The following is an 11,726-nucleotide window of genomic DNA, read 5'->3' on the forward strand; positions in this document are numbered from 1 at the left end:
CTCAGGGATTTCTGCCGGTGCGTCTCAGTCGGCCAGCAGTGCGGCGATGCGATCCTTCGGACGTCCGACGATGGCTCGATTGCCGCGTACGACGACAGGGCGCTGCATGAGCGCCTTGCGCTGGCTCAGCAGGTCCACCACGGCTCCGGCATTGCCGACATAGTCGTCAGGGTTCAGGTTCAGCTTCTTGAACTGCGAGTCCTTGCGCACGAGGTCTTCGACGGGGTCCTCGAGTATCGACACCAAGTGCTCGAGCGTCTCGCGGTCGGGCGGTGTCTTCATGTACAGGACGACATCGGCCTCCACTCCAGCTTCCTCGGCGACCGCCAAGGCATTCCGGGAGGAGTTTCAGTGGGGGTTGTGATAGATCGTCACTTCTGCCATGAGGCCGAAGCTACCTGCGCAAGCGGACCAATAATGGACATGTGGGCATGAACGTCACGGCAGCAATCGTCGTGGCAGCAATCGTCACGGCAATAGGGCCGAGAGCGGCCTCTCCGTGCTCAGCGGGGTGGTCGAGGCGTCGGCGGCTTCGACTTCTTCGCGTGTGACGCCCAGCATGAACAGGATCGCGTCCAGATACGGGACGTTCACGGTGGCGTCTGCCGACTCGGCCACGATCGGCTTGGCGTTGAAGGCGATGCCGAGCCCGGCCGCCGTCAGCATGGGGAGGTCGTTGGCGCCGTCGCCCACTGCCACGATCTGCTCCAGCGGCACGCCTTCGATGTAGGCGAGCTGCCGCAGCAGCCGGGCCTTGGCTTCGGCGTCGATCACGTCACCGACCACTTCGCCGGTCAGCCTGCCGTCGCGGATCTCGAGCTCGTTGGCGTATGCGTGGTCGAACTTGAACCGCTTCGCCAGGTGATCGGTGAAGTGCGTGAAGCCGCCGGAGATGATGGCGACCTTGTAGCCCAGTCGTTTCAACGTGCGGGCGAACGTGCGGGCGCCGCGGGTCAGATTCATATGGACGATCGCAGAGTCGATGATCTCGGTCGGCTGGCCGGCCAGCAGCCGCACCCGCTTGCGCAGGGCCGTCTCGAAGTCGATCTCGCCGGCCATCGCGGCCGCGGTGAGCTCGGCTGAGCGCGCCTCGTGCCCTGCTTCCGCGGCCAGCAGGTCGATCACCTCGTTGCGAATGAGCGTCGAATCGACATCCATCACGATCATGCGCGTCGAGCGCCGCGACAGGCCGTGCGGCTGAACGGCGATGTCGATGCGCCGATCCGCAGCGACTTGGATCAGGTCGGTGCGGAGATTGTCGCTCCGCGCACCCTCGACCAGGAACTCGTAGCTCCACACCGGGAAGCGGGAGAGCCGGTGGATGCGATCGATGTTCCCGCCGCTGGTGGCGATGGCACCGGTCACGACCGACAGGTCCGCAGGGCTGAGCTCGGGAGCGAGGGCAGTGACCACGAGGCGTTCCGCATGGCGGGTCGGCGTGGCGTCGACGACCTCGAAGTTCATTTCCAAACCTCGCTCGTAGCCGAACAGCAGTACCTCCTTGACGAGGTCTCGGCCTGCGGGAACCGTGATGGCGAGGCCGAGGGTGAGCTGCTGACGCACCACGACCTGCTCCATGTCCTGAACCTCGGCGCCAGCACCCGAGAGCAGGCTGAGCAGATTCGTGGTGATGCCCGGGCCGTCGGGACCGGTCACCCGGATGAGAATCGTGTCCCTCGGCGCTGCCTGGTCGTCCGGGTTCATTGGTTTGAGCAGGCTACTTCGCCCTCGAATCGGGCCAAGATCGTGCCGTGAATGCCCGTCATGAGCGCAGAACATGGACTATTGCGGTGGTGCGGGCGGAAACTCAGGTACGGGCGTTCAGGTGAAGCGAACAGGCGGCCGGGGCGTAGGCTGAACACATGCCGAGCTACCGATCTGTCACCTCCACAGCGGGCCGAAATCAGGCCGGGGCTCGAGCATTGTGGCGAGCCACCGGCATGACCGACGAGGACTTCGGCAAGCCGATCATCGCCATCTCCAACTCGTTCACGCAGTTCGTGCCCGGTCACGTCCACTTGAAGGATCTCGGCCAACTGGTCGCCCGCGAGATCGAGGCTGCCGGGGGCGTGGCGAAGGAGTTCAACACCATCGCCGTCGACGACGGCATTGCCATGGGCCACGACGGGATGCTCTACAGCCTGCCGTCGCGAGATCTCATCGCTGACGCCGTCGAGTACATGGTGAATGCGCACTGCGCCGACGCGTTGGTGTGCATCTCGAACTGCGACAAGATCACTCCGGGGATGCTCAACGCCGCCATGCGGCTGAACGTCCCCACGGTGTTCGTCTCGGGCGGCCCGATGGAGGCCGGCAAGACCAAGCTGGCGACGCAGAAGGTGGACCTCATCAACGTGATGGTGGTGGCCGCCGACGACTCGGTCAGCGACGAGGACGTGGCCGAGATGGAGCGATCGGGCTGCCCGACATGCGGCTCGTGCTCGGGCATGTTCACTGCCAACTCCATGAACTGCCTCACCGAGGCGCTCGGCTTGTCGCTGCCCGGCAACGGGACCGTGGTGGCGACCCACTCAGACCGTCGTGAGCTGTTCCTCGAGGCAGGGCGCCTCGTGGTGGACCTGTGCCGCCGCTACTACCAGGAGGACGACGAATCGGTGCTGCCCCGGTCGATCGGCAGCTTCGAGGCGTTCGAGAACGCGATGACGCTCGACATCGCGATGGGCGGGTCCACCAACACGATCCTGCACCTGCTGGCCGCTGCCCAGGAAGCGGAGCTCGACTTCACGATGGCCGACATCGACCGGCTGTCTCGCAAGGTGCCCAACATCTGCAAGGTGGCGCCGGCATCAGAGTTCTTCCATGTCGAGGACGTGCACCGCGCCGGCGGCGTTATGGGGATCATGGCCGAGCTGAACCGGGCTGGGCTCATCGCCAACCAGGTGCCGACGGTGCACTCGCCGACCATGTTCGAGGCCATTTCCCGATGGGATGTGGCGACGAACGACGACGCGTCGCTGGCCGAGTTCTTCCAGGCGGGTCCGGCGGGCATACCGACGCAGGTGGCGTTCAGCCAGTCCGAGCGCTACCGCACGCTGGATATCGACCGCGAGCGCGGCTGTATCCGATCGGTCGATTGCGCGTACTCCGCCGACGGCGGGCTGGCCATCCTGTACGGCAACCTCGCGCCCGACGGCTGTGTGGTGAAGACTGCCGGGGTGGATGAATCCATCTGGGTGTTCTCCGGCCCGGCGCACGTGGTCGAGAGCCAGGACGAAGCGGTCGAGCACATTCTCGGCGATCAGGTGGTTGCCGGCGATGTCGTGGTGGTGCGCTATGAGGGTCCCAAGGGCGGCCCGGGCATGCAGGAGATGCTGTACCCCACCTCGTACCTGAAGTCGAAGGGTCTCGGCAAAGCGTGTGCGCTGGTCACCGACGGCCGCTTCTCGGGCGGCACCTCGGGACTGTCGATCGGCCACGTCTCGCCGGAAGCTGCGTCGGGCGGACTCATCGGACTGGTCCGCAATGGGGACATCATCGAGATCGACATCCCGAACCGCACGATCAACCTGGCCGTCGACGATGCCGAGCTGGAAAGGCGCCGTGCCGCTCAGGACGCCGCGGGCTGGCAGCCGGTCGAGCCCCGGCCACGCCAGGTCAGCACAGCGCTGCGCGCCTATGCCGCCATGGCGACCAGCGCCGACCGGGGCGCGGTCCGCGATCTCTCGCTGCTTGGCTGAGCGCGCTTGGCGGCGCACCCCTGACTCGAATCGGCGCAGCGCCGTAATCTCGCGCCGGTGATCGCCGTCGAGACAGCCGAGCATTCTGCAGTCCACTTGGACTCAGCGCGCGGCTGGGTGACGGCCTGCGGCGCCGCGATCGTCGTGATGGCCGGCTTCGGCAGCATTTACAGCTTCACGGCCTTCGCCAACGACATGGCGGAGGAGTTCGACACCGGACTCGGGCCGATCTCGATCGTGTTCGGCATCACGGTGTTCCTGTACTTCGGCAGCGCCCTGCTGTCGGGCCGGCTCTATGACCGTTTCGGCATCGTGCCGTTGCTGATCGTCGGGGGCGCGCTGTTCGTCGGCGGGCTGGTGGCGACCTCGCAGGTGACGGTGCTGTGGCACGGGTACGTCCTGTACGGCGTCGGGCTCGGATTCGGCGGCGGGCTGTTCAATGCACCGTTGTTCGCCTTGACGGCCACATGGTTCGACAAGCATCGGGCCATGGCCCAAGGCCTGGTGGCGACCGGTTCGGGCCTCGGGACGATGATCTATGTCCCGTTCGCCCAGCGGCTCCTCGCCGAATACGGCTGGCGTGTCGGCATGCGCTGGCTGGCCGTGATTGCCACAGCGATTCTCGTCTTCGGGCTGCTGGTCATTCGCCAGCCGCCGCGGACCCATGTCGGCAGCCCCCGCCGTCACCTGTCGCTGGTGGTGAGGACCGCAACGTTCTGGCAGATGGGAACCTCCGGCGTCTTGTTCACGATCGCCGTGATCGGCACCATCGGGCTCATCATCCCGTTCTCCATCGACGACGGGGTGGCAGAGCTGGCGGCGGGATGGCTGGTGTTCGTCGTCGGCCTGTCGAGCATCGTGGGCCGGCTTGCGCTGACGAGCCTGGCGCGGCCGCTGGGGTCGATCCGCTTGCTGAAGATCGCCTTCGGCGGACTGCCGGTGGCTTACACCATCTGGTTCATCACCACGCGGGTCGACGCGCTCGGCACCAAGTACGGGCTGCTGGTGGTGTTCGCCGCCGTGCTCGGCGTCTCCTACGGCGGATTCGTGGCACTGCTGGGCGACGTCACCGCCTACCTGTTCGGTTTGGCGAACATCGGTGCGGTCGTCGGCATCTTCTTCTTCTTTTCCGGTACGGGCGCATTGATCGGCCCGCCATTGCTGGGCTTCACTCACGACGCGGCCGGCGGCGCCGGCGTGCCCATATTGATGGTGGGGGTGATCTCCCTCGCTGGCGTCCTGGTGCTCTTGCCGATGACCCGGCATCCACTTGCACTGGCGACCTACATCGGGCCCGGCGGGCAGCCGTCGGCTGCATCAGCCCCGCCACCGAGAGCGATGGTGCCGTCGCCGCAGCCGGCTGCGATCCCCACAGCGGGGTCGCCGACAGACGGTCTCGCGGCCGCCATGGCACGGCCTCTCACGGCTGCCCTGCGGAGCGCTCCTCCCGATGTGTTCTGGCCGATCCCCAGCGACGGCGTGCCGGACCGGAACGGCGCGGCAGCACCGGTCACTGTCTCGGACGTGGCTCGCAGCAACTGAGCAGGATCGCTGGTTCACTTGCAGGGTGCGAGGCCGGCAGCTCAACCACCGGGGAGAGATCAAGCGTGGGTGACCAACCGCTGAATCCGCAACCCACCGACGAGATGCTTCGGGCACCGGTGGAGGTGCTTGGCGGAACCGTGCAGGAGGGGTGGATCGACTACAACGGCCACCTCAACGCCGGCTACTACCTCGTCGCATTCGACGATGCCATCTCGCCGTGGATGGACTTCATCGGTCTGGGCACCGCGCACCGGGAGGTTCACGACATCACCACGTTCTCTGCGGAGAACCACATCACCTACCTGCGGGAGATCGGGCCGGAGGAGCCCTATGTGATCTCGGTTCAGCTGCTGGGCTTCGACCGCAAACGAGTGCATGCATTCCAGGTGATGACCCAGACCGACGACGATTACCTCGTCGCCACCTGCGAAGTCATGTCGCTGCACATCGACGGGCCGGCCAGGCGCGTAAGGACGATGGACGACGAGCCCTACCGGCGGCTGGGAGAGGTCTGGGAAGCGCATCAGCATCTTGCTTTGCCGCCCCAAGTCGGCCATGTGATCAACATCCGGCCATCCGTGGAGGCCCGGCTGCACCCAGATCTCCGCTGAGACTCGGGCGCGGTCGCTCTCGTCACTGGTTCCCCTGAGCGAGGGTTCACGGGCTTCGCGTGCTCGTCCCGTGCTGCGGTCGCCCCGGTCAGGGTCGCGGTGCCGTGACTAGGTTGCAGCCATGAAGATCTTCGGCGTGGTCAATGCATCTCCGGACTCGAAGGCTGATTTCTCTGTCGTCGAGAGCTACGCCGAGGCTGTCGCGCGAGGAACCGAACTGCTGGCGGAGGGTGCCGATCATTTCGACCTCGGCGGCGAAGGATCCACGCCGGGCAGCGACGAGGTGAGCGCAGACGACGAGTGGCAGCGTGTCGAAGGACCGCTGCGCGGACTCCTGTCGCTGGGCGCTGACGTAGCGATTGACACCCGCAAGCCCGACGTAGCCCACCGAGCCCTCGCCGCCGGTGCCACAATGCTCAATGCCGGGGATGCCCTCCAGTCGCCGGAAATGGTGGAGCTTGCGGCCCGCAGCGGTGTGCCGGTGGTGCTGCCGTTCATGCTGGGACTGGATTTCCGCAGCGTCTGCGATGTGAGAGGCGATCCCGTCATGGTGATGATCGAGTGGTTCGCTTCGCGCATCGAGCGGCTGCGCCAAGCAGGTGTCACCCAGCGACTGCTCCTCGACTGCGGCGTCGGCTTCAGCCCCCACGACATGGAGTGGCCGCAGCGGGCGGCCTACCAGCGGGCCATCTACAGCGGCCTCGGCGAGCTGCGCCGCTTCGACCTCCCGCTCTATGTGCCGGTGCCATGGCTGCAGACGCACGACCGCCTCGAGATGCTCGACTTGGCCCTCTCGCAGAAGCCCGACTACGTCCGAGCCCACCGCCCCGCCCAAGTCCGCGACCACTACGCCGCCCTCACCGCAGCCTCCTAGCGGTTCGTCGCTGAAATGGCTGGGGCTGAAGCAAGCCCATTCTTGCAGGTCAGCGAGATGCATGATGCCCGGAAGACAACTGCGACACACCACTAGGCCGCGTCTCGTCCCGGTGAATCCGGAACAGCACTTGGACTGAGCGGACTGAGCCAAGCCGGCGAGCGGCGCTGCTCGCAGCTTCAGCAGCGCCCCGTCTGGCAAGCCATCCGCAGCTGCGGTGCGCGAACGCGATCCTCAAGAGGGCTTCGGCTTTCTTCGCGTAAAGGACTCGACCGCCCACAGCGGTGATGGTCGAGTCCGTCGGTCGCCGACCGTGACGAGTTGGTGTCGAGTCGATCTGAGTGGTTCTGCCGATCGTGTTGAGCGCGTACCGCGCCGCCCTCGGCATCGCTGTGCACCCGCGCGACCGTGGAATCGACGTCAATGGCGATCCGGTCCGCCACAGGCGCGGCGCCAGCATCCCACGCGCGGCCCAACGCCAGTTCCCCGACGCGGTCCAGCTGGCGCACATGGCCCCACGTGAAGGACCGCAAGAACGTCCCCAAAGTCGGCGGCGCCGCCGGCGCGAACCCAACCACCGCCCCCGCCCAGCCGGCCCGCCAGAGTGCCCGCCAACAGCAGACCCGTGTCGCCCACCACAGTGCCCTCGTCGAACACTGCCTCGATCCGGTCCAGACCCCTAACTACGCTGCTCACACAAAATGCCTCCCGTCATGGCATCACGCCCGATAATCCTCAACGGCAAAACGCCAACTCAGGAAGCCTTTCCGGTGGACACGCCGCACCACCCACCCACATCACACCAGTGAATCCGGGCTGAGAGCGAAACTCAGCCGCAGCGCCCGGTGCGGGGTGCCCGATTGGGGGCTGCGGCTGCGAGAATGGGCGCCGTGAGCGGGACCGCTGCCAGCACTGCTGCCGAGTTCGAGGAGGCGCCCGCTCGGACCTTTCGGTTTGCGATTCTGATCTCGGCGGTGCGCTGCACGCTGACCTATGTGATCCTGCCTTTCGTGGCACCTCTCGTCGGGTTGGCGGCGGGGGTCGGACCTGCGGTGGGCATCCCGATCGCCGTGGTTGCGCTGTGGGCCAACGTGGCCAGCATCAGGCGGCATTGGCACGCAGGTCACCGGTGGAGGTGGCCGATCAGCCTGCTGAACGCCGGGATCATCGTCCTGCTGGTCATACTCCTTGTTCTCGACGTGAACCAGCTGCTCTGACCGGCCGCTGATCTGGGGCTCAGGGTCGTCGATGCGCATCCTCATCACCGGGGCTGCGGGGATGCTCGGCAGGAAGCTGACGCAGCGCCTGGTCGGGTCGGGGTCTTTGCGAGCACGCCCCATCGAGCGGATCGATCTGGTCGACATCGTCGAGGCGCCGACCGGCTCGGCCCTCTGCACCGCACGCATCGCGGACATCTGCCAGCCCGGCGTCGCCGCAGATCTGCTGCAGCCGATGCCAGAGGTGATCTTCCACCTGGCAGGCGTGGTGTCCGGCGAGGCAGAGACCGACTTCGACAAGGGAATGGCCGTCAACGTCGACGGCACCCGGGCGCTCTTCGATGCAATTCGTTGCGTCGAGGGTGTTCCGCGTGTCGTCTTCACCTCGTCGATTGCGGTCTTCGGTGCCCCGTTCGGTGATCCGATTCCCGACGACTTCCACCTGACGCCCCTCACGTCCTACGGGACACAGAAGCTGGTCGCCGAAGCGCTGCTCGCCGACTACAGCCGCCGCGGATTCCTCGACGGCATCGGCATACGGCTTCCCACGATCAGCGTTCGGCCCGGTTCGCCGAATGCCGCTGCTTCAGGATTCTTCAGCGGCATCATCCGCGAACCGCTGGCAGGGCTGCCCGCCGAGCTCCCCGTTTCGAGGGAGGTGCGCCACAGCCACGCCAGCCCGCGGACGGCAATCGAGTACATGATCCATGCGTCCGAGCTGGACAGTGCCGCTGTGGGACCTCGTCGGAACATCACCATGCCCGGGGCGTCGGTGACGGTCGGCGAGCAGATCGAGGCGCTCGTTCGTGTCGCCGGTCCCGCAACGGCTGCGTTGATCGTCGAGTCCCCGGATCCTGCGATCGCGCAGATCGTCGCGGGTTGGCCCGAGCGGTTCGACACCCAGCGGGCCCTGGAGTTGGGTTTCGTTCCTGACGAGAGCTACGACGACATCATCCGCGCCTACCTCGAAGACGACTTCGCCACCGGCTGAATCCCGGCGAACGAAGGCAGGAACACAGGCCCTGAGCGGTCCGTGAGCGGATCGCTTCAGAATCGGGAACAAGAGCGGGCAGAGCAGTGTCACCGCGCGGGGTCGCGTGTTTGGCACACTGGCTGGACATGCGGATACTTCATCCGGCCGCCCGCCCCGCAACAGTGCTGCGGCGGACCGGGTCATGTCGCTGAACACGATGCGCATCCTCTTCGCCGACAAGATCGATGCCGGCCGTCTGGGCTGGCTCGAGGCCGCAGGTCACGAGTGCATCGTCAAGCCCGAACTGCACGCTGACGATCTGGCTGATCACATCGCGGGCATCGAGGTGCTGGTGGTGCGCAGCACCGAGGTGAAGCGCGGGGTCTTCAAGGCCGCCGACGAGCTCGCCATGGTGCTGCGCGCCGGGGCCGGCACCGACACGATCGATTGCGACGGCGCCGCCAAGTTCGGCATCTACGTGTGCAACGTGCCGGGGCGCAATGCTGTGGCGGTGGCCGAACTGACGATGGGGCTGCTGCTGGCGATCGACCGCCAGATCGTGGATGCGTCCGCTGACCTTCGCTCGGGCCGGTGGGACAAGTCCCGCTACATGGGCGCCTCGGGCCTCAAGGGCTGCCGCATGGCCATCGTGGGCATGGGCGCGATCGGCATCGAGGTGGCCGAACGAGCAGCGGCGTTCGGCATCGAGGTGGCGGCGCTGTACCGGGACGACCGATCAGCGGGCCTGCTGGCCGACATGAAGCGGCTCGACATCGAGATCGCGCCCGACTGGGACGCCCTGCTGGCCGACACCGACATCGTGTCGCTGCACCTGCCGGCCACGCCCGAGACCTGCGGGTTCGTCGACGCCGAGTTCTTGGCGAAAATGCCCGACAGAGCGATCCTGCTCAACACCTCACGTGGCGAGATCGTGGACGAGGAAGCGCTGCTGCGGGCACTTGACGAGCGGGGCATGCGCGCCGGGCTGGACGTCTTCTGCCAGGAGCCGTCCGGCGCGGACGCAGACTGGAGCTCGCCGCTGGCTTCTCACCCCAGTGTGACCGGCACCCATCACATCGGCGCCTCCACGCTCCAGGCGTCTGAGGCCATCGCCGACGGGGTCACCGAAGTGCTCGAAGCGTTCGCCGCCGGCGAGGTGCTCAACTGCGTGAACAGGGCTGAGCGGCCGTTGGGACGCAGCACCATCGTCGTGCGGCATCGGGATCAGGTGGGCGTGCTGGCGGGCATCCTGATGGCGCTGCGGGCCAGCGGCATCAACGTGCTGCAGATGCGCAACGAGATCCTGGCCGGACCCAAGCACCACGCGGCAGTCGCCACCATCGGGGTGTCACGCCGACCGTCGCGCAAGGTGCTCGACGAGCTCAACAACATGGAAGCAGTTCACGGCCTCCGCCTGATCAACCCCTGCTGAGCGGCTCGACGTCGACGACCATCGAGTCGCTCGCCTGCGAGCCCTCGCCGTCTACCGTCAACTCGATCGAGAATCCGGTATGGCCAGTCAGAAATGACTGGAGCAGGGAACCCGGCGATTGCTGCTCACCTCGGGCATCGTGCTGGGCCAATTCGGGGTGCGAAATGCCGGGACGCTGTTCGGCTTCGTGTTCATGTCCCACCAAGTCGGGGCGTTCCTGGGCTCCTGGGGCGCTGGCGCGGTCCGGGAACTGACCGGCGCCTACGACCTCTGGTGGTGGCTGGCGGCCGCACTGGGCGTCATGGCGGCCGCGATTCACTTCAGCATCTCCGATAGGCCTGCGCCCGCCAGGCCGGCCTCGCCAACTGTCAGCGGTCAGGCGCCGAGGACGCCGTAACTGCCGTCGACGGCCGAGCGGTGGAGGTGCGCTAGCGGCGTTTACCCAAGGCAGCGTCGCGCCAAGCGACCGTGTCGGCAATGGAGTTGAAGGTGAACACATGCAGACCGGCGATGTCGAGCCGGTCGGCGTGCGGCGCCAGCCGGTCCACCAAAGTGCTCGGGTCGTACCCGCCGGGTCGAAGCATGCGAGCCACAGCTCCGGTGTTCTTGCGCAGGTACCGCAGCGAGGCGCCGATGCCCAAGCGGGTGCCGATGCGCAGCAGCCGTGCCGGATCGACCGCACCTGGAATGCCCAGGTGCACGGGCAAGGTGAACCCGCTGTCGCGCTCGGCCGAGAGCCACTCGGTGATCGAGCGGGGGTGGAAGCACATCTGCGTCGCAGCGTGACCTGCGATGCCGGCTTCGGCCAGAAGGGCCTGCTTGGCATGCAGCGCGTCGTGCAGGACGGCGTCGCTGATGAGCGCGTGGCCCTCGGGATAGGAGGTGACGCCGATGTGGGTGAGCGAGTGCTCGATGCCGGCCAGCGCCTCCAGCAACTGCACGGCGCTGTCAAAGGGACCCAAGGGACTGGTGACATCGCCGCCCACCAGGAAGATCTCATTGAGGTCGAGCGCGGCGATCCGGCCCAGCAGCTCGGAAAGGTGGTCGCGGCTGCGAACCATGCGTGCCGCGACATGGGGGACCGGCCGGTGCCCGAGCGCGCGCAGCTCGGCCGTCAGGTCCAGCGTGTCCTCCAGCGTCTTGGAGGCCGACGCCGTCACCGACACCGGTGAGTCGGGGGGCAGGCGCGGGAGCTGGTCGGCAAGATTGCGCAGCGGGATCAGCTCCCACTGGGCGTTGGTCAGCAGGCGGCGACGTGCGTCAGCGTCGCTCTGCGAGAGCGGTCGGGCACGCCGCGGCGACAGCCGGGGGCTGCACGCTCGCCATGTGCTCAAGAAGCTCGGCGAGCGATCTGAGGTGAAGAATGCGAACAACAA

Annotated in this window: 12 protein-coding genes; 8 read left to right on the forward strand and 4 right to left on the reverse strand. The window is 66.7% G+C overall.

What is annotated here, in order from left to right; translation table 11 throughout:
• Positions 1 to 24: 24 nt before the first annotated feature.
• Both ACOGXQ_RS01475 and serB read right to left on the reverse strand, forming a co-directional pair.
• Positions 25 to 306, reverse strand: coding sequence for an arsenate reductase family protein (locus tag ACOGXQ_RS01475; RefSeq protein ID WP_419945696.1), 282 nt, complete (start codon positions 304 to 306; stop codon positions 25 to 27).
• A gap of 162 nt (positions 307 to 468) precedes the next feature.
• The gene (gene serB / locus ACOGXQ_RS01480; protein WP_419945697.1) at positions 469 to 1,779 is read right to left on the reverse strand and encodes a phosphoserine phosphatase SerB; all 1,311 of its coding nucleotides are present in this window, start codon (positions 1,777 to 1,779) and stop codon (positions 469 to 471) included.
• Positions 1,780 to 1,862: 83 nt separating this feature from the next.
• Here serB and ilvD point away from each other — a divergent pair, with 83 nt between their 5' ends.
• The 4 genes from ilvD to ACOGXQ_RS01500 all read left to right on the forward strand — a co-directional run bounded on the left by ilvD (position 1,863) and on the right by ACOGXQ_RS01500 (position 6,728).
• Positions 1,863 to 3,698 (forward strand): dihydroxy-acid dehydratase, encoded by a 1,836-nt coding sequence (ilvD, locus tag ACOGXQ_RS01485; protein ID WP_419945698.1) that lies wholly within the window; start codon positions 1,863 to 1,865, stop codon positions 3,696 to 3,698.
• Between the two features lie 57 nt (positions 3,699 to 3,755).
• Positions 3,756 to 5,240 (forward strand): MFS transporter, encoded by a 1,485-nt coding sequence (locus ACOGXQ_RS01490; protein ID WP_419945699.1) that lies wholly within the window; start codon positions 3,756 to 3,758, stop codon positions 5,238 to 5,240.
• Positions 5,241 to 5,305: 65 nt separating this feature from the next.
• Complete coding sequence (locus ACOGXQ_RS01495) at positions 5,306 to 5,854, forward strand: thioesterase family protein (protein WP_419945700.1); 549 nt, start codon at positions 5,306 to 5,308, stop codon at positions 5,852 to 5,854.
• A gap of 121 nt (positions 5,855 to 5,975) precedes the next feature.
• The gene (locus tag ACOGXQ_RS01500; RefSeq protein WP_419945701.1) at positions 5,976 to 6,728 is read left to right on the forward strand and encodes a dihydropteroate synthase; all 753 of its coding nucleotides are present in this window, start codon (positions 5,976 to 5,978) and stop codon (positions 6,726 to 6,728) included.
• A 420-nt stretch (positions 6,729 to 7,148) separates the two neighbouring features.
• Here ACOGXQ_RS01500 and ACOGXQ_RS01505 read toward each other — a convergent pair whose 3' ends face one another.
• Entirely contained in the window at positions 7,149 to 7,424 is a 276-nt protein-coding gene (locus ACOGXQ_RS01505) for a hypothetical protein (protein WP_419945702.1), read from the reverse strand.
• Positions 7,425 to 7,618: 194 nt separating this feature from the next.
• Between ACOGXQ_RS01505 and ACOGXQ_RS01510 the strand changes: the two genes are divergently transcribed.
• From ACOGXQ_RS01510 to ACOGXQ_RS01525, 4 genes are all read left to right on the forward strand, one after another.
• On the forward strand, positions 7,619 to 7,945 hold the full coding sequence (locus ACOGXQ_RS01510) for a hypothetical protein (protein WP_419945703.1): 327 nt from the start codon (positions 7,619 to 7,621) through the stop codon (positions 7,943 to 7,945).
• Between the two features lie 31 nt (positions 7,946 to 7,976).
• Positions 7,977 to 8,936, forward strand: coding sequence for a D-erythronate dehydrogenase (gene denD / locus ACOGXQ_RS01515; RefSeq protein ID WP_419945704.1), 960 nt, complete (start codon positions 7,977 to 7,979; stop codon positions 8,934 to 8,936).
• 184 nt (positions 8,937 to 9,120) lie between these two features.
• Positions 9,121 to 10,350: an NAD(P)-dependent oxidoreductase gene (locus ACOGXQ_RS01520; RefSeq protein WP_419945705.1), complete on the forward strand. Its 1,230-nt coding sequence runs from the start codon at positions 9,121 to 9,123 to the stop codon at positions 10,348 to 10,350.
• A gap of 118 nt (positions 10,351 to 10,468) precedes the next feature.
• Positions 10,469 to 10,747, forward strand: a complete 279-nt coding sequence (locus tag ACOGXQ_RS01525) for a hypothetical protein (protein ID WP_419945706.1) — start codon at positions 10,469 to 10,471, stop codon at positions 10,745 to 10,747.
• Positions 10,748 to 10,778: 31 nt separating this feature from the next.
• Here the strand turns inward: ACOGXQ_RS01525 and ACOGXQ_RS01530 are convergent, their stop codons facing one another.
• Complete coding sequence (locus ACOGXQ_RS01530) at positions 10,779 to 11,723, reverse strand: methylenetetrahydrofolate reductase (protein ID WP_419945707.1); 945 nt, start codon at positions 11,721 to 11,723, stop codon at positions 10,779 to 10,781.
• Between the last annotated feature and the right edge of the window lie 3 nt (positions 11,724 to 11,726).

The organism is Candidatus Poriferisodalis sp., assembly GCF_965208485.1.
Classification (GTDB): Bacteria; Actinomycetota; Acidimicrobiia; order Acidimicrobiales; family Poriferisodalaceae; genus Poriferisodalis.

What these genes read in the sequence shown, in the direction of transcription:
- serB (WP_419945697.1), bottom strand. Translation starts at nt 1,779, where the DNA reads ATGTTCTGCGCTCATGACGGGCATTCACGGCACGATCTTGGCCCGATT.
- ilvD (WP_419945698.1), top strand. Translation starts at nt 1,863, where the DNA reads ATGCCGAGCTACCGATCTGTCACCTCCACAGCGGGCCGAAATCAGGCC.
- ACOGXQ_RS01500 (WP_419945701.1), top strand. Translation starts at nt 5,976, where the DNA reads ATGAAGATCTTCGGCGTGGTCAATGCATCTCCGGACTCGAAGGCTGAT.
- denD (WP_419945704.1), top strand. Translation starts at nt 7,977, where the DNA reads ATGCGCATCCTCATCACCGGGGCTGCGGGGATGCTCGGCAGGAAGCTG.
- ACOGXQ_RS01520 (WP_419945705.1), top strand. Translation starts at nt 9,121, where the DNA reads ATGTCGCTGAACACGATGCGCATCCTCTTCGCCGACAAGATCGATGCC.